Source organism: Ekhidna algicida (genome assembly GCF_051379705.1).
Classification (GTDB): Bacteria; Bacteroidota; Bacteroidia; order Cytophagales; family Cyclobacteriaceae; genus Ekhidna.
Map to the genome: position 1 here is coordinate 860,846 of NZ_CP179868.1, position 25,253 is coordinate 886,098.

At 39.8% G+C, this 25,253-nt stretch carries 24 protein-coding genes and 2 tRNA genes; 13 read left to right on the forward strand and 13 right to left on the reverse strand.

Going from position 1 to position 25,253, the window contains the following annotated elements:
* The first annotated feature begins 3 nt into the window (after positions 1–3).
* Complete coding sequence (locus ACL8WY_RS03655; RefSeq protein WP_436517063.1) at positions 4–831, forward strand: CvfB family protein; 828 nt, start codon at positions 4–6, stop codon at positions 829–831.
* Between the two features lie 47 nt (positions 832–878).
* Here the strand turns inward: ACL8WY_RS03655 and ACL8WY_RS03660 are convergent, their stop codons facing one another.
* From ACL8WY_RS03660 to ACL8WY_RS03670, 3 genes are all read right to left on the reverse strand, one after another.
* A complete protein-coding gene (locus ACL8WY_RS03660) occupies positions 879–1,364 on the reverse strand; it encodes a hypothetical protein (RefSeq protein WP_436517064.1) in 486 nt (161 codons plus the stop codon).
* Between the two features lie 146 nt (positions 1,365–1,510).
* Positions 1,511–1,723, reverse strand: coding sequence for a response regulator transcription factor (locus ACL8WY_RS03665; protein WP_436517065.1), 213 nt, complete (start codon positions 1,721–1,723; stop codon positions 1,511–1,513).
* A gap of 99 nt (positions 1,724–1,822) precedes the next feature.
* Positions 1,823–3,322: a 7TM diverse intracellular signaling domain-containing protein gene (locus ACL8WY_RS03670; protein WP_436517066.1), complete on the reverse strand. Its 1,500-nt coding sequence runs from the start codon at positions 3,320–3,322 to the stop codon at positions 1,823–1,825.
* A gap of 262 nt (positions 3,323–3,584) precedes the next feature.
* On the opposite strand from ACL8WY_RS03670, the gene ACL8WY_RS03675 reads away from it, so the two are divergent.
* The 8 genes from ACL8WY_RS03675 (at position 3,585) to ACL8WY_RS03710 (ending at position 10,352) form a co-directional block, all read left to right on the forward strand.
* Positions 3,585–4,004: a Fur family transcriptional regulator gene (locus tag ACL8WY_RS03675; protein ID WP_436517067.1), complete on the forward strand. Its 420-nt coding sequence runs from the start codon at positions 3,585–3,587 to the stop codon at positions 4,002–4,004.
* A gap of 1 nt (position 4,005) precedes the next feature.
* On the forward strand, positions 4,006–6,369 hold the full coding sequence (locus tag ACL8WY_RS03680; protein WP_436517068.1) for a TonB-dependent receptor: 2,364 nt from the start codon (positions 4,006–4,008) through the stop codon (positions 6,367–6,369).
* An 82-nt stretch (positions 6,370–6,451) separates the two neighbouring features.
* Positions 6,452–7,060, forward strand: a complete 609-nt coding sequence (locus ACL8WY_RS03685) for a hypothetical protein (protein ID WP_436517069.1) — start codon at positions 6,452–6,454, stop codon at positions 7,058–7,060.
* 205 nt (positions 7,061–7,265) lie between these two features.
* Entirely contained in the window at positions 7,266–8,120 is an 855-nt protein-coding gene (locus ACL8WY_RS03690) for a helix-turn-helix transcriptional regulator (RefSeq protein WP_436517070.1), read from the forward strand.
* 89 nt (positions 8,121–8,209) lie between these two features.
* Positions 8,210–8,602 carry a hypothetical protein gene (locus tag ACL8WY_RS03695; RefSeq protein ID WP_436517071.1) on the forward strand — a complete coding sequence of 131 codons (393 nt, stop codon included), beginning with the start codon at positions 8,210–8,212 and terminating at the stop codon, positions 8,600–8,602.
* A 3-nt stretch (positions 8,603–8,605) separates the two neighbouring features.
* Positions 8,606–8,998: a DUF5367 family protein gene (locus tag ACL8WY_RS03700; protein WP_436517072.1), complete on the forward strand. Its 393-nt coding sequence runs from the start codon at positions 8,606–8,608 to the stop codon at positions 8,996–8,998.
* Entirely contained in the window at positions 8,995–9,477 is a 483-nt protein-coding gene (locus tag ACL8WY_RS03705) for a DUF1772 domain-containing protein (RefSeq protein ID WP_436517073.1), read from the forward strand. Before ACL8WY_RS03700 ends, ACL8WY_RS03705 begins: the two co-directional genes overlap by 4 nt.
* A gap of 32 nt (positions 9,478–9,509) precedes the next feature.
* Positions 9,510–10,352, forward strand: a complete 843-nt coding sequence (locus ACL8WY_RS03710) for an NAD(P)H-binding protein (RefSeq protein WP_436517074.1) — start codon at positions 9,510–9,512, stop codon at positions 10,350–10,352.
* Positions 10,353–10,427: 75 nt separating this feature from the next.
* On the opposite strand, the gene ACL8WY_RS03715 is transcribed toward ACL8WY_RS03710, so the two are convergent.
* Both ACL8WY_RS03715 and ACL8WY_RS03720 read right to left on the reverse strand, forming a co-directional pair.
* Positions 10,428–10,499, reverse strand: a tRNA-Glu gene (locus ACL8WY_RS03715).
* Positions 10,500–10,610: 111 nt separating this feature from the next.
* Positions 10,611–13,451 (reverse strand): M16 family metallopeptidase, encoded by a 2,841-nt coding sequence (locus ACL8WY_RS03720; protein WP_436517075.1) that lies wholly within the window; start codon positions 13,449–13,451, stop codon positions 10,611–10,613.
* 179 nt (positions 13,452–13,630) lie between these two features.
* On the opposite strand from ACL8WY_RS03720, the gene gap reads away from it, so the two are divergent.
* Entirely contained in the window at positions 13,631–14,620 is a 990-nt protein-coding gene (gap, locus tag ACL8WY_RS03725; RefSeq protein ID WP_436517076.1) for a type I glyceraldehyde-3-phosphate dehydrogenase, read from the forward strand.
* 69 nt (positions 14,621–14,689) lie between these two features.
* Here gap and ACL8WY_RS03730 read toward each other — a convergent pair whose 3' ends face one another.
* The 3 genes from ACL8WY_RS03730 to ACL8WY_RS03740 are packed head-to-tail and all read right to left on the reverse strand — an operon-like array spanning position 14,690 to position 16,938.
* Positions 14,690–15,400, reverse strand: coding sequence for a YebC/PmpR family DNA-binding transcriptional regulator (locus ACL8WY_RS03730; protein WP_436517077.1), 711 nt, complete (start codon positions 15,398–15,400; stop codon positions 14,690–14,692).
* 58 nt (positions 15,401–15,458) lie between these two features.
* Positions 15,459–16,289, reverse strand: a complete 831-nt coding sequence (locus ACL8WY_RS03735) for a DMT family transporter (RefSeq protein ID WP_436517078.1) — start codon at positions 16,287–16,289, stop codon at positions 15,459–15,461.
* Between the two features lies 1 nt (position 16,290).
* Positions 16,291–16,938, reverse strand: coding sequence for an ABC transporter ATP-binding protein (locus ACL8WY_RS03740; protein WP_436518047.1), 648 nt, complete (start codon positions 16,936–16,938; stop codon positions 16,291–16,293).
* 103 nt (positions 16,939–17,041) lie between these two features.
* On the opposite strand from ACL8WY_RS03740, the gene sucC reads away from it, so the two are divergent.
* Together sucC and ACL8WY_RS03750 are read left to right on the forward strand one after the other, a co-directional pair.
* The gene (gene sucC, locus ACL8WY_RS03745; RefSeq protein WP_436517079.1) at positions 17,042–18,253 is read left to right on the forward strand and encodes an ADP-forming succinate--CoA ligase subunit beta; all 1,212 of its coding nucleotides are present in this window, start codon (positions 17,042–17,044) and stop codon (positions 18,251–18,253) included.
* Between the two features lie 67 nt (positions 18,254–18,320).
* The gene (locus ACL8WY_RS03750) at positions 18,321–18,746 is read left to right on the forward strand and encodes a hypothetical protein (protein WP_436517080.1); all 426 of its coding nucleotides are present in this window, start codon (positions 18,321–18,323) and stop codon (positions 18,744–18,746) included.
* 318 nt (positions 18,747–19,064) lie between these two features.
* On the opposite strand, the gene ACL8WY_RS03755 is transcribed toward ACL8WY_RS03750, so the two are convergent.
* Together ACL8WY_RS03755 and ACL8WY_RS03760 are read right to left on the reverse strand one after the other, a co-directional pair.
* Positions 19,065–19,138, reverse strand: a tRNA-Arg gene (locus ACL8WY_RS03755).
* Positions 19,139–19,172: 34 nt separating this feature from the next.
* Positions 19,173–19,544, reverse strand: a complete 372-nt coding sequence (locus ACL8WY_RS03760; protein ID WP_436517081.1) for a hypothetical protein — start codon at positions 19,542–19,544, stop codon at positions 19,173–19,175.
* An 84-nt stretch (positions 19,545–19,628) separates the two neighbouring features.
* On the opposite strand from ACL8WY_RS03760, the gene ACL8WY_RS03765 reads away from it, so the two are divergent.
* The gene (locus ACL8WY_RS03765; protein ID WP_436517082.1) at positions 19,629–19,775 is read left to right on the forward strand and encodes a hypothetical protein; all 147 of its coding nucleotides are present in this window, start codon (positions 19,629–19,631) and stop codon (positions 19,773–19,775) included.
* Here ACL8WY_RS03765 and ACL8WY_RS03770 read toward each other — a convergent pair.
* The 3 genes from ACL8WY_RS03770 to ACL8WY_RS03780 form a co-directional block, all read right to left on the reverse strand.
* The gene (locus ACL8WY_RS03770) at positions 19,772–20,608 is read right to left on the reverse strand and encodes an ion transporter (RefSeq protein WP_436517083.1); all 837 of its coding nucleotides are present in this window, start codon (positions 20,606–20,608) and stop codon (positions 19,772–19,774) included. The genes ACL8WY_RS03765 and ACL8WY_RS03770 overlap by 4 nt on opposite strands.
* A gap of 72 nt (positions 20,609–20,680) precedes the next feature.
* Positions 20,681–22,297 carry a hypothetical protein gene (locus ACL8WY_RS03775; protein ID WP_436517084.1) on the reverse strand — a complete coding sequence of 539 codons (1,617 nt, stop codon included), beginning with the start codon at positions 22,295–22,297 and terminating at the stop codon, positions 20,681–20,683.
* Between the two features lie 11 nt (positions 22,298–22,308).
* Positions 22,309–25,158, reverse strand: coding sequence for a TonB-dependent receptor domain-containing protein (locus ACL8WY_RS03780; protein WP_436517085.1), 2,850 nt, complete (start codon positions 25,156–25,158; stop codon positions 22,309–22,311).
* Positions 25,159–25,253: the final 95 nt, after the last annotated feature.

The window sequence follows — 25,253 nt, forward strand, 5'->3', positions numbered from 1 at the left end:
GAAATGAATGTAGGCACCTATCATACATTGGAAGTAGATCGGATCACTGCTCCTGGTGCCTTTCTCACGGATGGAGAAACGGACGTTTTGCTCCCTACCAAATACATTCCAAGTGGTACGCAAGAAGGCGATCAATTGAAGGTGTTTGTTTACCGAGATTCGGAAGATCGGATCATTTGTACAACTCAGACTCCTTATGCGCAAGTCAATGAATTTGCCTACCTCAAAGTAAAAGATGCAAGCAATGTTGGCGCATTTTTAGATTGGGGCATTGATAAAGATCTACTTGTTCCCTTTCGTGAACAAAATAACAAGCTCAGGAAAGGGCAATGGTGTTTGGTATACCTATTCCTCGATGAAAAGACGGATCGGCTGGCGGCTACTGCCAAGGTCGTGAAATACTTCAACAGAGACATTACTGTTGAAGAAGGTGATGAAGTAGACCTGCTTATAGCCAACACTACGGACTTAGGAGTAAATGTAGTTGTAAACAATAGCCATAGAGGATTGATCTATGATAGTGAGCTCTTTCATGATGTTCTTGAAGGTGATCGCATCAAAGGATACATTAAAACCATTCGTGAAGATGGAAAGATTGATGTAAGCCTCAGAAAAGAAGGACTTGAGAATTTAGAAATTGGAGCGCAGCAGATTTTGGATGAACTAAAACAGCAAGGCGGCTCCCTCCCACTTCATGACAAAAGTGATCCTGATGACATCCAGTCTTTGCTTCAAATGAGCAAGAAGAATTTCAAACGCTCGGTTGGGATCTTGTATAAAAAGAAAATGATTGCTCTGGATAAAGAAGGGATTAGATTAATAAAGTCATAAAAAAACCTGCTCAAAGACAGGTTTTAAAATTGAAATTTTCAAACCTGCTATTCTTCGGACTCTTCCTCGGCAGTCGTTTTACTTTCTTCTGCAATCGCATCATAAACTACTTTGTACCGTGCTTTCACATCAGCGTCTGCCTTTAGTGCTTTTTTCAGTGTGTTGTATAAACCTGCACCAATATCTGTTTTAATTTTTCCAATATAAACGTCTTTAAATGAGGCGGTCATTGAATCGTAGCTCATTTGGATCTTTTCAAAAGCAACCTTCTCATCATTTGATACTGCAAGTTCCTGCAGTTTCAGCGAATCTCCCTTTGCAGATTTAATCTCGACAAAACGGGTTGCTTCTAAAGTCGGATCATTATTAATCCATCCATTATATACTTCTGTCATCTTACCTTTTTCCATCTCTGCCCACACCATTACGGTAGCATATTTTGTCAAATCTTCATCGCTAAATGTCGCTTCATCTTGTGCACTTACTTTTCCGAAACCTGCGATCAAACACATCATCAATAGTACTTTCTTCATCTTTATTCTAGGGTTATTATTTATCACAAATCGCAAGTATATATCATTGATTTCAACAAAATCAACACTCCAAAACAACATTTCGGAATCCATGAAAAAAGCCGACTAAAATGTCGGCTTGTTGAAATATGGAGTTTAAAATTTTTTCAGGCTACTTGCATAAGAACCCTTGCCCAGTCCGCTTGATTCTTTATATGCAGTTTGACTCGAATATTCTTTCTGTATCCATCATAGGTATGAATACTCATGGCCATCATGTCTGCTATCTCACTCCGGGAATATCCTTTACTAAGCCATCGAATAAGTTGTATTTCACGGTTGGTAAGTTCATCTTCTATTTTTCTTTTGGTGACTTTCATAGGTTTTCGCATTTTGGTGTTACCTCTAATTAAAGCCCCCTAATTCGGTGTAGCGAAGTTTTTGTCGTGAATGACCGAAAGCCCAACGCGAAATGCAGCTCATTTTGCCAATCGTTCTTCTAATTGTGACTTGTATGTTCTTGATAGCTTAAGCTCTTCCCCATTATTCAACAATAGATAGTTGCCATAAATGGTTTTCACATACTCCAGATTCACAATTGTGGAGCGATGAATCTGCACAAACTGAGCAGGCAGAATTTCAAGGATTGCACTCAGCTTGTTTCGATCTACTTCCGGACGGTCTTTATCATTCAGATAAAATTCCAGGTAGTGATCATCTGATTGGATGTAGCGAATGCGCTGCGGATCCACAACGGCTTTACTCTTCAACATGACGTAAGATGTCTCCTGCTCCTTGGACTCCCTTTCAAATCTATCTACCAGGTTTTTCAATTGGACATTCGCTATCGCAAGCTTATTCTTCTCTTTTATGATGTTGACCAGGATCGCCAACATGCCGTAAGACAACACACCCACCTCAATAAAAAATCCTACGAATAATGGATCACCCGGAACTAGCGAACGATCTATTGCACCGTACTCCATTAAAATCTGACTAAATACACCAAGGAAGAAAACTGAATAACCAACCAAAAAAATACGGGCGCTAAACCGATCAATCCTTAAATAATTTTCTGCACTGGCATAGGCGAATACAATGATGGTGACCACTACAACATATCTCATAGAAATAAGAAGTGGTGCCACGGCAACAATGAAGGAAGGAAACACAATCCATATAATCGAACTTATCACAAACAAAATGAGAAGGAAGTTCATGACCTTATTAAAACGAGGCATGGTCTTCTTTGTGTCAAAATATCGTTGGATGTACATGATCAGAAAGACCAATGCCAGCTGTGTGGAAAACGGAAATAAGTGTGTATTCAGTTCAGGATAATCGGAGGCAATGAACTGATACCCATACCCAAGTTTCGCAAAACACCTAAGACCGAAAGTAAGGACATATAGTGCGTACCAAATGAAGATCGTCATTTTGAGATTGTATCCAACGATCAATGAAATCAGCACCACAAGAGCCAGGAACCCAAAGCAGAAACCATAAAAAATGGTTTCTTGATTGTACATCTTCCAAAAAGAATTGTTGGGATAAAGTATCAGAGGAAAACGTGCCGCTGAATTACGCTTATCTACATTCAGCAGCAGATGTGTTTTTTCACCAATTGCCAACTCAAGTGGAAACGTGAAATTTCGATATTGTACCGGCCTTCTATTAAATATAAATCTATCTCCTGTTTCAAAAAGTAGCCGTGCTGTGTCACCCTCGATTTCATACAATTGGAGATAGTCCAATTGAGGATAATCAACCTCTATATAATAAAGAGGTTCGTCCGTTTTATTTGTCAATTCTATTTGAATCCAATAAGCGGAATTAGTAATTCCCGGATTCGTTTTTTTTAAAAGAGGCAGGAGTTGTCCATCCTCAATTTGGCTTAGTGCTGTGACTCCATCCAATGTATCAGGTGTAGCATATACCTGAACAAATTCGTTTAGTGGGTACACCTTGTCTTCACTCAATTCTAATTGAGAATAAACAGGAAGAATAAAAATAAAAACTAGTACTAGTTGGAGGATTACTTTGCTCAAAACTTCTCACTCATCATACAAATGTTAATATAACAAATGATTTTTGCTTGTTGTTTAAAAATCGATGATACGATAATGTAGGGCATCAAATCTCTTCAAATTAAAGACCAATGCTCAACTTTAATTATGGAAAAACTTAAAATTTACTAACCCAATTAACATGCAATTGAGTTGCATTTATTAAATTTGCTGAATGAATCAACTCGATCCTCACAAGGATATTTTAAAATCCCACAACCTGCGAATAACAGATTGTAGGATTGATGTCGTTCAATATTTTCTAGAAGAAAAAAAAGCCTTATCCCAAGGTGATCTGGAAAGCAAATTCACACAATATGATCGTGTGACTTTATATCGTACGTTGAATAGTTTTCTCGATTCTGGAATACTCCACAAGATTCCTAATGCTACCGGTGTCGCAACGTACGGTCTTTGCCATGAAACATGCTCTCCAGAACATCACGATCATAATCACATACATTTTAAGTGCAACAACTGCGGCCAAATCGAATGCCTCGACGATAAGATAGTTCCATCGGTCACTGTACCTACCGGATATCATATTGAAGCAGTGAATATGATCGTTGATGGTATCTGTGCTAAATGTGCATAGTATGAGGCTAATCATTTTCCTATTCTTTTTGAGCGCATGTGCGCATGCATTTGCACAGGACGATTCCTGTAGTAGGAAAGTTTCCGGTTTAATCGTGGATCTGAATTCAGGAGAACCACTTCCATTTGCAACGGTTCAAATTCAAGATTCTGACAATGGAGCCATTGCCAATGACAAAGGAGAGTTTATTATTAGCAACATCTGCGAAGAGGAAATTGATTTAATAGTTCGGTTCGTTGGTTACAAAACAATCATCCATCATCATGATTTCCACCACACCGATCCTGTTATTTACATGGCTCCAGATGCAACGTTGTTGGAAAGTGTGGTTATCGAAGAATCGCAACAAGGGGAATTACAATCACTTTCTATTAAAAAGAAAGAACTGGATAAGATTTCAGTTGTAAGCTCATCCATTGGCGATTTGACTAGCGAGCTTTCAGGTGTTTCAATCTTAAAAACCGGTACGAATATATCTAAGCCTATGATTCATGGCTTGCACTCAAACAGAGTGCTTGTTATCAATGATGGTGTGAGACATGCATATCAGGTATGGGGACAAGAGCATGCACCTGAGATTGATCCTTCGCACGTAGATCAAATCGAAATCGTAAAGGGAGCAGGTACGGTCAAATACGGACCAGAGGCGCTTGGCGGTGTAATCCTCTATAATTCAAAGCGGCCGTCCTTTAACAAGGAACTTAATGGATCAGTTAATGCTTCATTTCGGACAAACGGGAAGGCACCTAGTAGTCAAATAAGTATTGGAGAAGGTTACCAGCATTTTGCCTGGAACATTGGAGGATATGGCATATATCAAGGTGATTTGGAGGCACCGGATTATAACCTTTCCAACACGGGAAAGCGCGAATATGGTGGTAGTTTCAATGCGCTATTGCATCAGGACAAATTTGATGTTCATGTTTCTGGTAGCTACTACGATCAAAGCCTGGGAATACTGCGAGGCTCTTTGGTTGGAAATCTCACCGATTTACAAAACGCAATAGACCGATCAGTTCCGAATCCTACATTTCCTTCTACCTATGACATTCAAAATCCGAGACAGGAAACCACTCATGGTTTTTTTAAATCAGATGTTTCACTCTTTCTAGGTGATCATATTTTCAACGTTCAATATGCATTTCAAAGAAACGTGAGAAGAGAGTTCGATGTAAGAAGAGGAGAACTCAATGAGCGCCCGGTAATCGATTTAAAGCTGCTATCTCACAATTTTGAAACAGAGTGGATACAACCTGAAAAAGGACGATGGAATGGCAGTTCAGGCATTCAATTATACACGCAAAAGAGTAACAATAAACCGGGCTCCAACCCTGTCAATTTTGTGCCTGATTATGATGTGTTCAATGTTGGGGTTTTTACCGTGCAGTCCCTGGAATTTGACAATACTACTTTTGAGGTCGGTGCACGATTTGATTTTCAACGATTAAGTGTCGCCGATACAGTAAGAGATTTTTTCATCTATTCCAATGAAGTGGATTACGCAAATGCCACTTTTACATTAGGCTTTAAAAAGCAGCTCAATGAATCGATATCATTGTTTTCAAATATTGGCTCGGCTTGGAGGCCACCGAATGTAGCAGAATTGTATTCCTTTGGCTATCATCATTCCAGAATTCAGTTTGGATTATGGAGGTATGAGTTAAATCCAATCTCTACACCACCTGATGCTGTATTGGATGAGACTGATCGATCAGTGCCATCCGAAAAAGGAATTAAATGGGTAAGCGGCATAGAGGTTAACAAAGGACGAATCACTTCGGAATTTATCTTATTTGCCAACAGAATAAATGACTACATCTTTTTAAGACCTTACGGAATCACTACCGGAATAGCGGGGACATTCCCCTTCTTTATTTACGATCAAACAGATGCATTCTTTTTTGGTAGCGATTGGGACATCAGATTCAATCATTTAAAACATCTATCATCCGAGATAAAAGTTTCATATGTCTATGCCATAGAGACAGAAAACCGACAAGCGTTATTGGAAATACCTCCGTTGAATATTAGCTATACAATAGATTACAAAAAAGACAACTGGAATTACGGGCTGACAGTGAACTACACAGCCACTCAATGGAACGAACCTCCAGTAATTGATCCAATCGACTTTCAGAATGGAGATGCTGAAATAAACCGGAACGAAATTTTCGATTTTATGCTACCACCAGATGCTTACTTTCTGATAGACGGACAACTAGGCTATGAGAAAAAAACATGGAATGCAGTTTTCAAAATAAGCAATCTGCTCAATTCATCTTATCGCTCTTACACTGACCGTCAGCGTTACTTCGCAGATGCTCCGGGAAGAAATTTCTCCCTCTCTTTTGCATATAAATTTTAAATGCATCAATGTTGCAATTGACATCTAAACGCAATATTATTGCATTTAGAATTTCTTAACTAAAAGAACTAATTGTAACAACATGAAAACAAACAAATCACTCTTATACTTTTTCCTATTGCTTGGCCTTGGGGTTTTTGTGGGATGTTCTGACGATGATGGACCAGCACCAGATGATGGTGAAGAAGAGGAAGTCATTTCAGAAGTTATTTTAACATTCACTCCGGAAGGTGACGGAGAGGCTGTTACAGCTACTTGGTTTGACGCAGATGGTGAAGGGTCAGGTACTCCAACGATTGACAAAATTGAGTTGATTGAAGGAACGGAATACACCTTAACAATGACATTGGCCAATACCTTAGGTACAGAAGACGAAGATATCACTGAAGAAATTGAAGCCGAGGATGATGAGCATATGTTCTTTTTTGAATTCACTACAGACATTTTCAGTGATCCGTCAGGAGATGGGAATGTAGATGATAGAGGAGACGATGTGAACTACAATGATCAAGATGACAATGGCAATCCAGTAGGATTATCAACTAACTGGACTGCCGGAAGTGCGACTTCTTCAACAGGTGAATTGAGAATCATCTTGAAACATCAACCAGGTGGTTTGAAAACTGCAACATCAACTTCATCAGTTGGTGGTACTGACGTAGATATCACATTCGACATAGACATTAATTAATAACGTGTAAAAAATAATAGCTATTCCCTCATAGTTAGGTTAAACTTTAGGTAGTTATTGTGACCTCTCAGCTAGTTTTGAGAGGTTTTTTTTGTTTTAGCTATCATAACTAAAAGATCAAATTGGAAATTGTAACTGATTCAAAATCTATAGATTAGTAAAATATTCTACATCGTAAAATTGAATTCCCAACTTCATACAAAGTATGACCAGAGACTTTGTTCACATCAACGACTTTATACTTCTACTCGAAGAAGCCAGCTCGGATACCTTAGAGATCGATAGTTGTCGATTTGAGGAGCCATTAATTGCAATCGCCTTTTATGGATCAGGTAATGTAGATCTGACCGTTAGATATGGAGAGGCCGAGAAAGCATTTCAATATACCAAAGGTCTCGCTTTGTCTTTTTATGCCGATGATCAGGTGGCTTTCGAGCATTCCATCGCTCCAAATAAGAATCTGGAATGTATTGTAATTGCCACAACTGTTCGAAATCTGGACTTGTTACCTTTTCAGGAAGGTGAACTATTTAAAGACCTACTTCATGAGCTAGCCAATCCCAAAGATCATTACGTAGAAGGCCCTAGCTTTTACATGACTCCAGAGATGCAAGGTATTGTGGACGCAATTTTTGCTAATCAGTATGCTGGAAAAACGAAGATGATGTTTATGAGGAGCCAAATTATAGCGCTTCTCTCCCACTTTTTTGGACAATTGGGGCAGAAGGAGGATACTTCTCTTAAAATGGATCATCGGAGCAAGCTCAATGAAGCCAAAGACATCTTACTTTCAAACCTTGAAAACCCTCCTTCTCTAAAGAAACTATCGGAGCAGCTTGGAATAAATACCACCACATTGAAGAAAGAGTTTAAAGCTGTCTTCGGTGCACCCGTGTTCAAGTATTTACAAAATGAGCGTCTTACTACTGCGCACAACCTTTTAAATGAACAAAAGGCTACTGTGCAAGAGGCCGCCTGGAGTGTTGGATATGATAGTTTGGGCTCATTTTCCAATGCATTCGAGAAAAAATTTGGTTATAGACCAAGCCAAATCAAGTAAATATCTTTTCGAATAAATCATACTTCTTTTCAGATAAATAGAAGGAATATGCCCCTTCTACTTTAGCGTCATAATTAATAATTCAAATTATGACAGCTAGAAAAACTATCCATTTAAGAGAGCTATACTCAACTACTCTCCTATTATTTGGCATTCTTCCAGGAATCACATTTGGGCAGAATGTAATCAATCAAAGGGAAGCAAAACCCACCGCAATTTCACAGCAAAAAGTACGGATCTCTCCATCAAAAAAGGAGGTCCTGACCATCCTCAAAACCAAATGCAATTCGTGTCACAGAAGCAAGAATCCTTTTATGGTTTTCAATGAGCGAAACATGGTCAAGCGTTCCTCGAAAATCGAAAAGCAAGTCTTCATACTCAAGCGAATGCCAAAAGAAGGTGGTCTGCCCTTAACAGTTAATGATTCCGCGGTGCTTAAGGCTTGGATTGAATCACTTAAAGAACAAACCTCAAAATCATAACTCATGAAAAATAAATTAAAAAGCATTCTCTACGCTTCATTAACCTGGTTTCTAGGCGTGTGTATTTATCTGGGATCATTTACCATTTCTATTATGGACGATCCTGAGTTGCAGGCAAATATTGCCTTAGCTGTTGGCATTGTTCCTATTGCTAGCTTGAGTACCTACCTATTCTACCGTAAGGATTCGATGGCTCCATTTGGCTTAGCTGTCACTTTCATAGCAACGGCAATTGTATTAGATGCAGCGATTACAGTTCCTGCATTTATAATACCAGCCGGCGGGTCATATCTCGGCTTCTTTGGAAGCCTTTCCTTTTACCTGATAGCATTTGAATTTTTCCTAACAGTCTTCCTTTTCGGACAATTCCTAAAACACAAATTATCAAACCTATGAAAACGATCATCTTTCATACCACAGTCTTGCTAGTTGGTCTATCAGCCGGATTTTTTTTCGCTTGGTCAGTATCAGTCATTGTGGGTACAAAAAAGTTGGGCGACAGTACCTATCTGGAAACCATGCAAAGCATCAACAAGGAAATCTTGAACCCACTTTTTTTCACCGTGTTTTTCGGAAGCCTGCTGGCACTGATACTCAACACCTACTGCCTACAGGATATCAAACCACAGTTTTGGTTGGTACTGGCAGCTACTCTCATATACCTATTTGGAACAATTGGTGTAACCGGACTTGGTAACGTACCACTCAACAACCAGCTAGAAGCACTCAATTTGACTGAATTATCACCGACACGCTTAAATGAGTTCAGAAAACACTATGAGTCTGACTGGAATCGGTTTCATCTTATCAGGACTTTATCAGCATTAGCATCATTCATACTTCTAATAATCACATCATCCTATCAAGATAATTAAGAACAAAACAATCAATACTAAAATCAAAAACAATGAACAAGAACATCTTAGTAATCGGAGCTACCGGTAAGACTGGTAGCCGAGTAGTCCAACAACTGAAAAAAAGAGGCATAGAACCCAGACTTGGTTCGAGAAATGCAAGTCCAAGCTTTGATTGGACCGATAAAGATACTTGGGTAGATACACTCAAGGGCATTGAGAAAATGTACGTTACCTTTTACCCTGATTTGGCCGTTCCTGGAGCTCAGGAAGCGATTGAAAGCCTTACCTATTTAGCTTTGGAAATGGGAGTAAAGAAAATCGTATTGATGTCCGGTAAGGGGGAAACTGAAGCAGAGGCTTGCGAGCAATTAATTATCAATTCAGGTCTGGACTATACCATCGTTAGGGCCTCCTGGTTTAATCAAAACTGGAGTGAGAGTTTTTTCTTAGAGCCTATTCTTTCTGGTCAGGTAGCACTCCCAGTGTCTGATGTGCCAATTCCGTTTGTTGATGCAAACGATATAGCTGAAGTCGCAACGGAGGCTTTATTGAATGATACGTACAATAAGCAAATTCTGGAGGTCACCGGACCTGAGTTGATTACATTCAAAGATGCAATTGATCACATTGCCAAGGCCAGTGGTCAAAGCTTGCTGTTGCATGAAATTACGCTTGAGCAATACCTGGATGGTCTCACCGCGGCAGAAGTTCCTAAGGATTTCATTTGGCTTATCGAGTACCTATTCAGTCATGTGCTCACCAACCCTAACAATCAAACGGTAGTACATGACATTGAAAAGGTCCTTGGCAGAAAGGCCAAATCGTTTGAGGAATATGCTAGAGAAACTGCAAAAACCGGAATTTGGAATCAAGAGGTAGAGGTAGCTCAATAGCACTTGCTCTATCAAGATGTTTCTTATCTTAAATGTTTAGAAACTAAAAAAGCCACTCAAATTGAGTGGCTTTTGCAGTCCGTAGGGGAATCGAACCCCTGTTACCAGGATGAAAACCTGGCGTCCTAACCCCTAGACGAACGGACCGTGTTTGTTTTGGGAGTGCAAATATAGAATCTCGACTCACTTTTACAAAGAAGAGAATAAAAAAAGCGAAGAAAATTCTTCGCTTTTTTTAAGTTTCTATTTCTGAATGAATTACATCACTCCTTCTTCTTTTCCATATCTGTCTACAAGAACCGGATCACCAGGCCCATCAACTCGAAGTTGATCGAACTGAGTGGCCTTATCTCCAACAATTACAAAGATGTATTTGCTTAGATCGAAATATTCATTAGCTGTGGCTTGAATACTTGATATGCTGGCCTCAGTAACAGTTTTCTGCTCCTGATCTATGTAATCCATAGGTAGATTATATGTGCTGATATTTTCTAGAATACCCAGAAGATTGAATAAGGTCTCGAAGTTTCTCGCATTCTCCTTAATCATAGCTGTCTGTGTTTTTGCCAAATCTTCATCAGTATAGGTTTCTGCATAGTTACCTATCACTTCCTTGAATGTATCGAGGGCATCTTTTGTAGTTGAAGATTTCACGCTTGAGAAAGCGGCAAAAGTTCCTGGTGCCATGGCATTTCTTCCAGGGAAAGCATAGGCTCCGTAAGTAAACTGCTTCTCTTCACGAAGAACCTGGAAAAGTCGTCCCGATGATCCATCACCAAGTCTGTCGTTGGCGACCATGATCTCATTATAAACAGGATCATTTGCAGGCACTGTCAACCTTGCCATTCTAATCACAGACTGTTTAGCATTTGGTACATCCACAAAATATACTTGTGGCTCTGAAGGTACCGCTGGTACAGAGTATGAAGGCATAGACACTTCTTTTTGCGTCCATTCAGAGGTAAGTCTACCCAATGCTTTGATAGCTCTTGATTGCGTTACCTTTCCAGCTATATGGAAGTTGGTTACATTCGGTGCAAAGTTGTTACTGTAAAAAGATTTCAGGTCATCAATTGTGATGCTTTGCACATGGTCTTCATAACCAATAGACGGATGGCTCATGATGTGATTATCACCATAAAGCTTCTTATTCATTACTACAGTCGCAATAGAATTTGGATTCGTTTCACGTTGCTTGATGCTCTGAAGCGTTTGATTAATGATTCGGTCAAACTCGGCCTCATCCCATCGTGGCTCTAGCAAAATCTCCTGAACAAGTTCCATAGTGGCCTCAAAGTTTCTGGCTAAACAATTACCAGAAACCTGAATGTATTCATTGGTCGTAAACATATTCAAGTTTGCACCCAATTGACCTATCGCATCTTCTAGCTCTTCAGGAGTTTTATTAGCTGTACCTTCCATCATGATGTCAGTCATCAAGTTGGCAACTCCCACTTTCTCAGGATCATCCAGGTAGTGTCCTCCCATAATTCGCATAGAGAAGTTTACTAGGGGTAGTTCATTCGCCTCTACTCCATATACGCTAATACCATTTGGGGTTTCGTCAGTCCAGATAGTTGGAGGAGTGACCAGTGGTTTCTCACCGAAATCCGGCTCCTTAGATCTATCAAATGAAGATTCAGTTTTAACTATGGTAAAATCACCTTCTTCTTCAATCACTTCGCTCTGCCCATACTCATTGATGCCTTCTTCTTTGATATCCGCCATTTGAGCACCTTCCATTGCCAGGTCGCTGGCTCCTTTAGGTACGAAGTTGGTAACGATCATATTCTTATTCAGAATGTACTTTCTGAAAACCCTCATTACATCTTCCTGAGTAACTGCTTTGATGTTCTCAATGTCTTGCTCTAGAAAACCAGGATTTCCGGCGTATTCATTATATCTCGCCAATCGGAAGGCTTTGCCCAAAACACTACTTATTCCATTGTAAAAGTTTGTTTCCAGACTGGCTTTGATTCGATCTAAATCCTTAATATTAAAGCCATCCCTATCAAATGCGATTAATGCATCGTTTACTACTGCTCTAACCGAATCAAGATCGGTACCGGCATTGGCCCTAATCCTGATGGTAAAGGTGCCGGCAAGCTCTGATGATCGGTTGAAAGAAGATACTCCAGGAGCAACTTCCGCGTCTTCAACAATTGCTTTGTAGAGCGCTGCTCGTTTGCCATTAGAGAGAATCTGACCTAATGCATTTAAGGCCCACTGGTCAGGATGGTATTGTTCTACCGTTGGGAATGTCATCCTAAGCTCAGGTAATTGAGCGAAATTATCTTCATAGTAAATGACCTTCGTTTCATCCAAAGTCACTGGTTGAGGATTCATTGGCGTGTCAATTCCTCTTGAAGGAATTTCTCCAAAGTATTTATCTACAAGAGCTTTTACACCTTCCTTATCAATATCACCTGCAATAACTAATGTAGCATTGTTTGGGCCATACCATTTTTCATAAAACTCCTTGACATCATCCAAGGTAGCATTTTGAAGATCTTCCAACTCTCCAATAACTGTCCAACTGTATGGATGTCCTTCGGGGTATAGCGCTTTTAGGATTACGCTTTGAGTATGTCCATATGGTCGATTATCAACCCCTTGTCTTTTCTCATTTTGTACTACCGGTTTTTCTCCTTCAAGACTGGCAAGGGATACCGCATTGATAAAAAACCCCATTCTATCTGACTCCATCCAAAGTACCTTTTCAAGTGCATCTTTCGGTACAACTTCAAAATAGATGGTTCCATCAGGGCCGGTACCTCCATTGAACGTACCTCCCCACTCATCAATATTTTTAAAGAATCCACCATCTGGTACATTTTCAGATCGCTGGAATAGCATGTGCTCGAAAAAGTGAGCAAATCCGGTTCGACCTGGTTTCTCCCTATTGGATCCAACGTGAACCTGAATGGCTACAGCTACAATCGGATCTGAATCGTCTTGATGAAGAACTACATCCAATCCATTGTCTAAAGTGAATTTCTCATAATCAAGTGAGAGTTTGTCGCTGCTCTCACTCTCGCTTGTTGCACAACCTGAGATAAGTACCATCAGGGTCAACATGATGGCAGCTAAACTTTTCATTTTTTTCATATTCTGGTAAGTATTTATTTGTATTCGCTATTTAATTAAAGAAATGTCCACATGAAAGCATTTTTGGTATGAAAGGACATCTCAAAGGTTTTATTGGTCTCATTTCGAATAAAATTGATTAGCTCGAAAAGTGGTTTTACTTTTGCACCTCAAAATCAAAGCAAGATTACATGTCAACTAAAATTGGTATTAACGGATTTGGACGCATCGGAAGGTTAAGTTTCCGAGCGCTCCTAGAAAAGAATAATGTAGAGGTAGTAGCAATCAACGACCTTACAGACACGCACACGCTGGCGCATTTATTAAAGTATGACTCAAATCACGGCAGATTCCCAGGAACCGTAGAAGCTGATGATAATAACATTATCGTAAATGGAAAGGCTATTCCAGTAACTGCCGAGAGAGATCCTAAAAATCTTCCATGGTCTAAGCTAGGAGTTGAAATTGTTCTTGAATCTACCGGATTCTTCGTTGACGAAGCTGGTGCCGGTGGTCATCTTGAAGCTGGTGCTAAGAAGGTAGTAATCTCTGCGCCTGCGAAAGGGAATATTCCAACTGTGGTACTTGGTGTAAATGAAGATAGCTTAACCGGTAATGAGACAATCATGTCCAATGCTTCTTGTACAACCAACTGTCTTGCACCCATGGCGAAAGTATTGGATGATAACTTCGGAATTGAAAAAGGGTATATAACAACTGTGCATGCTTACACCTCCGATCAGCGTATTCAGGATGCCCCGCACAAAGATTTGAGAAGAGCAAGAGCTGCTGCGGTATCCATTATACCAACTTCAACTGGAGCCGCAAAAGCTGTTGGCTTAGTGCTCCCCCACCTTAATGGAAAACTAGATGGTATTGCAATGCGAGTTCCTACTCCAACTGGTTCACTGACAGACCTTACCTGTGTGGTAAGTAAAGATGTAACCGCTGAACAAGTGAATGCAGCCATGAAAGCAGCCGCTGAAGGCCCAATGAAAGGGATTCTGGAGTATACCGAAGACCCTATCGTTTCTATTGATATCGTGGGTAATTCTCACTCAAATATCTTCGATGCTAAGCTTACCTCATGCCAGGGCAACCTTGTAAAGGTTGTTGGATGGTATGACAATGAGGCTGGATATTCAGCAAGAGCTGCTGACCTGATTAGCAAGATTGCTTAATTGTAAAACACAAAATAAAAAAAGGGAGCTGATGCTCCCTTTTTTATTCTCTGTATCATAAAGTGTCTCTTAAGCGATATTGGTATAAACTGCCTGTACATCATCATCATCCTCAATCTTGTCGAGCATCTTTTCGATCTCTTCCAATTGTTCATCCGAGAACTCAACCGGGTTATTAGAAATTCTTTTCAAATTGGCCTTCTTAACGTCTATAGATAAATCTTCCAGAACTTTACTCATTTCTCCAAACTGAGTATAATCAGCATAAGCATAGATCATTCCTTCATTCTCTTCTATCTCTTCCAGCCCTCCATCTATGAGCGACAGTTCTAACTCTTCGATATCCATGCCTTCAGTTTTCTCAAACTCAAAAACAGCCTTTCGGTCAAACATGAATTCCAGTGATCCATTTGGCACAAAGCTTCCTCCTGCTTTATTAAAGTAAGATTTAACGTTTGCAACTGTTCGTGTGGTGTTGTCAGTGGCGCACTCTACAAAAACCAATACTCCATGCGGACCTTTACCTTCATAGGTTACTTCAGAGATTTCATCAACATCTTTACCTGCAGCCCGCTTGATTGCATTTTCAATATTGTCCTTAGGCATGTTCTCAGCCTTAGCGTTCTGAATTGCTGTCCTGAGTTTGGCATTCATTTCCGGATCTTCGCCGCCTTCCCTTGCTGCAACAGTAATTGCTTTGGCAAGCTTCGGAAATACTTTGCTCATTTTATCCCACCGCTTTTCCTTGGCAGCTCTTCGATATTCAAACGCTCTTCCCATGTTCTTATCAATTAATTAAGGTTTGCAAATAAAGCCGAACAGGCGATGAAAATCAAGATTAGCTACGCTTCCAAATCACATTCAAAACAACACCTGATAAAACCAATGCCATGCCAACATAGGTAACCATGTTATAGGTTTCATCAAAAATGAAGAACCCAAACGCTAATGAATAGATGATACCTATATATGTAAGAATAGAAACCTTGTTTAGTTCCTCTTTTTGATAGGCTTTGGTCATGAGAAATTGAGCAATTTGAGTTGTAATTCCTACGAAGACTAAAACAAGCCAATCATAGCCAACAGGCTGTACCCACACAAATGATGTCCAGATTCCAGATATAGGCAGCATTATCAAGGGGAAATAAAAAATAATTACCAGGGGGTGCTCACTGGTCTTTAGTTTACGGATAAAGTTGTATGCTAGCCCCATGAACAATGAAGCTGCAATTCCCATTATTACATGAATAAACGATATCCTAGGATCAAACCCCTGGATCACCAAAATCCCAGCAAAACTCATGGTAAAAAACAACCATTGAATATTTTTTACCTTCTCTCCCACGAGAAAAATCCCCAGTACGGCTGTAAATATTGGAGCTAAATATTGAAGTGTAGACGCGGTGGCCAATGGAATTTGCTGCAATAGACTGAAATAAATAACTAAAGCAATTGCACCCGCCACTCCTCGGCCGACTAGTACTAATCTATTATTTCCCCAAATATTTACCCGCTGGCGTGAAAGAAAAAAGAGACTGATTGCCATGGAGATGACCGATCTAAACAAAATGATTTCAATTGCAGGAATATGCGGCACCAGCTTTACACACACTTTCATTAATGTGAAAGTGAATGAGGCAAAAAGCATGTATTTAACTCCTTGACTCAAATCAGGTAGTTATAATTCCATCCTTTATTTCAAGCTTTCTATCTGCCATCCCGGCCAATACCATGTTGTGGGTAACTATCACAAAAGTTTGGCCCATTTTGTCTCTCAAATCAAAGAATAGTTGATGCAAATCGTCGGCACTTTGTGAGTCTAGATTTCCACTAGGCTCATCGGCAAAAACGATGGAGGGTTCATTAATCAGTGCTCTGGCAACTGAGACTCGCTGCTGCTCTCCGCCAGAAAGCTCAGAGGGCTTGTGATCCTCTCTTCCTGAGAGCCCTAAAATTTTCAAAAGTTCTTTTGCACGGTTTTCAGCTTCTCTATCACCTTTTATGAATGCTGGAATGCAAACATTTTCAACAGCAGTAAACTCAGGGAAAAGATTGTGAAATTGAAAGATAAATCCAATCTCCTCATTTCTAAACCTTGCCATCTTTTTCGGGCTGAGTGACGAGATTTCGACATCATTGAAGTAAACCATTCCCTGATCTGGCACATCTAGTGTTCCTAGTATATGAAGTAGCGTGCTCTTGCCGGCCCCTGAAGCTCCAACAATACTCACAACCTCTTCCTTTTTGATAGACAGATCAATTCCCTTCAATACATTTAACCCATTGTATGATTTATGAATATTATCGGCCCTAAGCATGCCGGCAAAGATATGCTTATATACATCAATTGAACCAACTCTATAGACTTCAATCTTGGTTATACGTTTGCGATGATTTAGCTTCGCAGAAAATTTATTTCCCATGAACATTCACGAATACCAAGCCAAAGAAATTCTAAAGTCATACGGAGTAACCATTCAAGAGGGTCTAGTTGCTGATACACCTGATAAAGCGGTTGAAGCTGCAAAGGAATTGAATCGCGAAACCGGAACAGAGTGGTTTGTAATCAAAGCACAAATTCATGCCGGTGGAAGAGGAAAAGGCAAGGTGAACGAGACTGGATCAAACGGTGTGGTATTGGCAAAAAGTCTTGATGAAGTTGCACCAAAGTCAAAAGACATTCTTGGTGGAACACTAGTAACTCATCAAACGGGCGCTGAAGGTAAAAAAGTAAACAAAGTACTAATCGCACAAGATGTTTACTACCCGGGAGAATCCGATCCAAAAGAATACTATCTATCTATTCTACTAGATAGAGGAACTGGAAAGAATGTAATAATGGCCTCCACCGAAGGAGGTATGGATATTGAAACTGTAGCTGAAGAAACCCCCGATAAGATTGTTAAAGAATGGATCGATCCGGCAGTTGGCTTACAAGGCTTCCAGGCACGTAAAGTTGCTTTTGCACTTGGTCTTGAAGGAGAAGCCTTTAAAGGAATGGTGAAATTCATCTTTGCACTTTACAAAGCATATGAAGGGACAGATGCATCTCAGTTTGAGATTAATCCGGTCTTAAAGACATCTGACAATAAAATTTTGGCAGTAGATGCTAAGGTGAATATTGATGATAATGCGCTTTATAGACATAAAGATATCGCCGAGTTAAGAGACCTTACAGAAGAGGATCCTTTGGAGGTGGAAGCTGGAAAATCAGGACTGAATTATGTGAAGCTAGATGGTAACGTTGGTTGTATGGTAAATGGAGCTGGGCTTGCAATGGCAACCATGGACATCATTAAGCTTTCAGGTGGAGAGCCTGCAAACTTCCTGGATGTTGGAGGTGGGGCTAATGCCCAAACCGTTGAAGCAGGTTTCAGAATCATTCTGAAAGATCCTAACGTAAAAGCCATTCTAATCAACATTTTCGGTGGTATCGTGAGATGCGATAGAGTAGCAAATGGCGTTGTGGAAGCTTATAAGAATATTGGGGATATTAATGTACCAATCATCGTGAGACTTCAAGGAACAAACGCAGAAGAGGGTGCTAAAATCATAGAAGAATCAGGATTGAAAGTAACATCAGCGATTGTATTGAAAGATGCCGCTGACAAGGTGAAAGAGGTACTTTCATAAAGTAGAAATAACACCCAACTTGGGGGTCAATTCATAAAAGCTTGCCATAGTTGTAAATCACACAACTATGGCTTTTTTACGTTTAACCTTCTTATCACTTATAATTTTTAGCTGCGCAGAAAGTAGCACTCGACCCGATAGTCGATCAGATCTATTTTCAGGAAGCGATTCCTTCGGAAAAACCTGGCAAATTCAGGAAATTGAGATTGAGCTTGGAACATTGCAACCCAAGTCATGCGTCATGGACAACTTCATTACATACTTCCCTAATGGAACTTATGAGATCAACGAAGGCGCAACGAAGTGCAATCCAAGCGATCCTCCCGGAACAATAGGAAAGTGGTATTTGGATGATGCTGAGGAAACACTGTTTGTTGTCATTGATGGTGACACGCAAGTATGGGATATAGAAGAAACTCAAACTGACTCCCACAGAATTACCGCTAACTTTCAGGAAGGCGATCGTACGTATACCTTCGTTTTATCGAATTAATTGACCTATTCAAAGAACTAATTGAGGGTATCTAAGTTTATGTTGGCCTTATAATTGACAACAAAATGAAATCAATATGAGTTACGTAAGATTTTTTCTATCGGTATTAACGGTGATTGTTTTGCTTGTCATGCTTAGCTGATAAAAGAAAAATTGACATACGATCACCGCTAATAAAAAGTCCTCTCTAATTGAGAGGACTTTTACTTTTAGAATTCGTTTCGCTTCATTTCGAACCTAGGTTCTCTTCCTTCCTCAAACTAATTACCCTGGAAAAGGTGGAAATAAAAAAACACCTATTTTAATAGGTGTTTGGTGTGCACTCGGAAGGATTCGAACCCTCAACCCCCAGAGCCGAAATCTGGTATTCTATCCAGTTGAACTACGAGTGCAGAATTAGGGATCGCAAATATAGAATTTACCTTACTAAAACGAAATCTTATCGATGGAACTAAAGTTCATCGTTTCCACTTTACCGGACTTAGCAATTCCTTCTAGTTTAACTAAGTCAATTTCCACCTCAAGCTTGTTGTTATTGGATTTCACTAGTATCACACGGTAAGTAGTTACTCCTTTTTTTCTTTTTAAAGTTTCTTTAAAACTAATACGCTTTAATTGCTCAAAATCCATCTTAGCTTTTTCGCCTCGATAAGAATATCTTATAGAATTTGATGAGCCATTTGTTTCACTTTGGAATATCACAACGTTAGATAGGTCTAGTTGGTCTCCATTGTTCTTAACAATAATAACAGGACTCTGTGCAAGAGATAAAACAAGTGTGATTAGAAGTATTTTCATAGATTAATACAATTCTAAATAAGTAAGTTACTAAAACCAACATATAAATACTTTTTAGCGTGCTATATTTATGCCAAAAAAAGAATGAAAGAAACCGAATCGATGAATTTCTCTGAATGGCTAAATACCCTCACCATTTCGGATGCAGTGAATGTCATCTTAATGACCACATTTACCATCGTCATATTATGGCTGGTAGTTCGAACATTCAGGGGTAAGTCTTCAGCTTAGAGCTTTGCTGAGCAGTTTTTACAATAAATAGCATCTTTATCATGGCCTGCCTTGCCGCATGCCACACATTTTCTAGACGCAGATTCCGTCTTCTTCTTTTCCTTCTCTGCATGAACCATCTCTGAAGTCACAATACCCGTAGGAACTGCAATAATTGCATAACCCATAAGCATTAGCATTGAAGCAAAGGCCTGCCCAAGAATAGTTTGCGGAGCAATATCTCCATAACCGACAGTAGTAATTGTAACTATTGCCCAATAAATGCTTCTGGGAATACTTGTGAAGCCACTCTCCCCGCCCTCAATCATATACATGAGTGTTCCCATGATCATTGCCAAGGTGAATACAGCTCCTAGAAAGACCATTATCTTATGTCGACTTGCAGCCAATGCATTAGACAGTACTGAGGCTTCTCTCAAGTACCTTCCAAGCTTTAAGATTCTAAAGATTCTAAGTAGCCTGATGGATCGAATAACAACCAGATAACTTCCTCCAGCAACAAATAAGGTCAAGTAAGTTGGCACAGTGGCCAGCAAATCTATTATTCCAAAAAAGCTAAATGCATATTTTTTTGGCTCAACTGTTATAGTCAGTCTTAATATATATTCAATTGTAAAAAGTATAGTGAAAAACCACTCTGAGATAAAGAATATGGTGTCATAAGATTCCCCTATCTCTTTGACGCTTTCCAGCATCACACTAACGACACTAAGCACAATAGCCCACAAAAGAATGATGTCAAATAGCTTTCCCGCACGCGTCTCTGTACCGAATACAATTTCAAAGAGTTGCTTTCTTAAATGAGGAAGGTATTTAAACTCCGGATGAGCCATTGGATAAAAATACGATGAAATAAAAAACCCCACCAGAATGGTGAGGTTTTAATTAAAGATTAAAATATTTTCTCAACTTCCACCAAATGGTGCGTTGATTGGAGCATAATCCAGTGGATTAACCTCTGGAATGGTTGCACCATAAGTAGCATTAATTGTTTTAATAATTTCATTAGCAATCAAAGCAGAGCCTCTAGCATTGGGGTGCACACCGTCTGTTGACCAAACACTGTTGTAAAGCTCCTCTTGCGACAAGCTGAGAGGTACCAGATTAATTCCTCCAACTTCGATACCAATTTCACCATCTGCAGCGGCTATCGCATCAGCTCCTAATTGGAGTGCAGTTGCTTGAGCAGCGCTAAGTCCATACATGTCTGCAAAAAGAGGTCTAACATCCACCAATGTTACATTTGAATTAGCTGACACAATCCCATCTATGACAGCATTATAAGTAGCATATGCAGTGATTATCTCAACTTGTTCTGCTGGAATCAAAGTGTATTGATCTTCTACAGGGACTCCAACACCAATCACAGAAAGCGGATTGTCAGGATCTGCCAAAGTACCAATTATAGAAAGTGCAGTTAGCGGAAACAAGTCAGATGAACCCGTTGTTGGATCTACAGCTGCTTGTCTCATGCTTAATAGTGCCGCATCAACTCCTGTCAAATCAGTAAGTGTTTCATCAATTATTACCGGAGGATTTAATCCTTCAATAAAATTTATCTTCCTCGAATCTGCCTCAGCTTGAGTGATCAAATTACCACCAGCAGCGCTAGCTAATAAATCCAGTGTTCCATTGTATGTTGCATATCCAGCATTCACAGCCCCGGCGGTTGCCGCATCTAACGGAATTAAATTAACTCCACCATTTAGAGTTGTAACAGTCTGAAAGAAAGGAATAATCGTCACAGGAGGAACATTTAATACAATTCCCTCTGCACCATCGGCAGTTAAACTAGTCAATACTGTTCCGTATGCAGTTTGAAAATCGTCAGTGCTTGTAATAGTTGCGATATTTTCATCACCACCGGCAGTAGCATAACCAAGCACATCATTCGATCCAATCCATAGTGTAAAGAACGAAGCCTCTGCGCTAACTGCATCATTCAAGATTGAAGATGATGACGGATCTGAAGCAAACGCATTATAAAAAGGATTGCCCACATCCGGAAAACCATATCCTGCTGTAGTCAAATCAATCACTCTTGCTCCAGGTACTCCAAAATTATTTAAAGAAGACCCAGTCTCTGATGACGATGATAGAAAAGTACCTTCAGTAAATTGGATTACGTTTGCGAAACTTCCGGTTCCTGCTATTGCTGCTAGGGCAGCTTCTAAGTCAATGAATGACTTACCTCTTGCCGCCGTTCCGCTCAAACCACCAAATCCATTTCCACTACTGATATCTGGCTGCACGAATGCGCCTCCACCTGCAGTTAAGAACTGGGTTGCTAAGATGTTTGGAAAAGAGGCCTCCTGACCTTCCGGGTAGAGTGCTCCATCAGCAAATCCAGCTGTCAATGAATTTCCAACTGCTACGTAATTCGATAAGTCCAAATCCCCAGTGCTTGGCACAGTTGGTTCATTTACTTCAATCCAATCTTCAACTAAATCATCTTCACTGCTACATGAGAACAGAACTGCAGCGAAGAGTAATAATGTGAGTTTATTATATATTTTTTTCATTGTCTTCAATTTTAGAAGTTGCTTAGAATATTATCAAGGTTCAACTGGATATAGTAGAGCGCCCCAATGCTTGGGTTACCATGAGAAGTTGTGTATCTCTCATTTAAAATGTTTGAACCACCTACTTTAACTCGGCCATTGATACCAGGTAACTGATAAGTAACCTGAGCATCCAATGTAGCAAAATCCGAAATTACGCTTGATCCGATTGCCGATTGCCAAAGAAATGCATCTTGCCATCTGTAAGTCAAACCAAACCCGAACCTCTCTGTAATCTTTCTATTTCCAAATGTGATGTTGTATCTCCATTCTGGCGTATTGAAAGCTACATTATACGTTCTTGCTGTCAAATCATCAAGATCTTCCAGTTTGTTGTATGAAGCATTTGCTCCAAAGTTGAATCCATCCAGGAAGGTGTATTCACCACCAAGGCCGAATCCATACGTCTTAATGTCCTGATCGATATTCGTATCATATCCGTAGCGCTGTAGACTTACACCTGCAGCACCTCCATCAACAAAAGTTTGCAATTCTGTATCAGCATGTCGTACACCCGCTGAGCCAACAGAGTAGCCACCTGGCACTGATTGTATATCTCCTGTCACGACTGCTTGAGTTATGTCGATCTCAGCTCCAAAATCCTGATAGGTACTATTGTAATAGAAAGCATCAATCAAAAGTTTTCCATCTAGAAGAAGTCCTTTATAACCAACTTCCCAGGTATTTACTTTCTCAGTTTTAAACTCTTTATAAGCATCTGCGGCTACTACCAAATCAGCCGTATTACCACTTGCCTGAGCAGCCATCACACTTTCAGTTGTATAAACCGTATTGTTATTGATATTGTAATTATTGGTTAGAATTTCATTTCTACCTATCAACCTTCTGGTTACAACATCTAAATCGATGTACTGATCCTGAGTTGTCGGAATTCTAAAACCTCTTTGAAATGAAGCTCTAAAGTTTTGATCCGCTAGGAATTCCCAAACCCCGGAAATTCTTGGTGACAATTGACCTGCAAAGTTTTCGTTTTTGTCATACCTCACTGATCCTTGCAATTTCACATTGTCTATGATGTTCTTCGAGATTTGAACGTAACCACCAAATTCGCTAAACGAAACCTCGTCTCCATTTTCATCAAGTGTAAATAGTGTGGCTTCCGAATTTAGCGCGTAAGTTCTGAAATTAGCTCCAACAACTACGTCTGCAAAATCAATCTCATTTTTGAAATTGTAGCTTCCTTCATAGTGCCAAAGAGCAGACTTATCAAAAAACTTAGCACCGCCTTCTGCTATAGAAAGATTTCTAAATTCATCGAAATCAGCCTGGAATGTTTCTGATCCTGGTTGAGGTTGTGCCGCATCAGCAGCTGCTCTTGCAGCGGCATGAAGTGCCGTATAATTATTAGGCTGGATTGCTCCAGTAGATATTGCACCAGCATAAGTTTGGAAATATGTTGGAAGATATCGTCTTTGATTAATCAGAGACGCGATTGTATTTGCTGCGTAAGTATCTCCTGAGTTCTCTTGAGTTGTATAAGCTCTTACAAAGAAGTTATCTCCTCTTAGCTCTAATTTCCCTGTCCATATAGAGAAGTTGTCAAGGATGAACCTATCGTTTGCGGTATACACTGAACTCCCTCTACCCCAGTTCATTTGGGCTAAAGCTTCAATTTTATCATTAATTCTATAGTGGAATGCACCACCCAACTTTAAGCTCTCAGTTGTGTTATCGACAAAACTAGACTCTGTATAACCAGTTGGAGAAAAGGCTCCATTTGTTCCGTTAGGGAGCAAACTTCTAACTGCAGCCACAGTTGGTCCATTTACGGGATCCGTTGCAATGGTGATGTCAGCGATTGTCCCGACATCAATTAAGAAATCTCCATAGGTATTGATACCATCATAAATTCTATTATTTGCTCTATTGGCTGCTAAGTTACCTTCCACGGTTGCGCCGCTTTGATCTCTTTGGTCCACGCCAATGAAATCCTGAGCTCGTAACCAAGATGCATTGATCTTAAACGCCATTTTGTTATTGTAAGCTTTAGCGAATCGAATTCCCATATCCGTATAAGGAGACATCTCATGATCTCTTTCATCGGCGTGTGTTACACCCACTTTTGAGTAGAAATCGAGTCCTTGATAATCAAATGGACTTTTACTATTCATCAAAAGTATACCTTGGATAGCGTTAGGTCCATAGAGAGCAGATGCCGCTCCAGGAATCATTTCCACACTTTCCAAATCCAATTCATTTATACCTACCACGTTACCTACAGGGAAATTCAGACCAGGAGCCTGATTATCAATCCCATCAATAAGCTGGACGAATCTAGTATTGCCATTTGCTCCAAAGCCTCTGGCATTGACAGATTTGAAAGTCAAACTCTGAGTACTGAAGTCAACTCCATTCAAGTTTCTGATTCCAGAATAGAAATCAGCTGAAGGCGTGTTTTGAATATCTAAAATATCCATCCGTTCAATACTTACCGGAGACTTTAATGAGCTTTCCTCTACTCTTGATGCTGATACAACTACTTCTTGTCCTAAAAGTGTTGACTCTTCTAGTTGAATATCAATCTGTGTTGTGCTAGAGGTAACTTCTATTCTTTGTGTTTCATATCCTACATATGAAATTACAAGGTTAAAAGGTGGTTGAGATTGCACGGTTAGGGAGAAATTTCCGTCAATGTTTGTAATGGTACCAAGCACGGTACCTTCTACAAGGACGTTAACACCGATTAATACTTCACCATCGCTATCTACGATGTTTCCACTTATCGTGGTTTGAGCATAGGCTGTGACCGACAGGACAGTCAAGACTAACCCAAAAATCATCTTTGTCAAATTCCTGATCATAAGGTTGATGTTTTGTGAATTAAATTTTGATAATAATAATACTTAAAAAAGCCTACAAACAAGCATTTACAGCCAACTTATTGCGGTAGGCATTG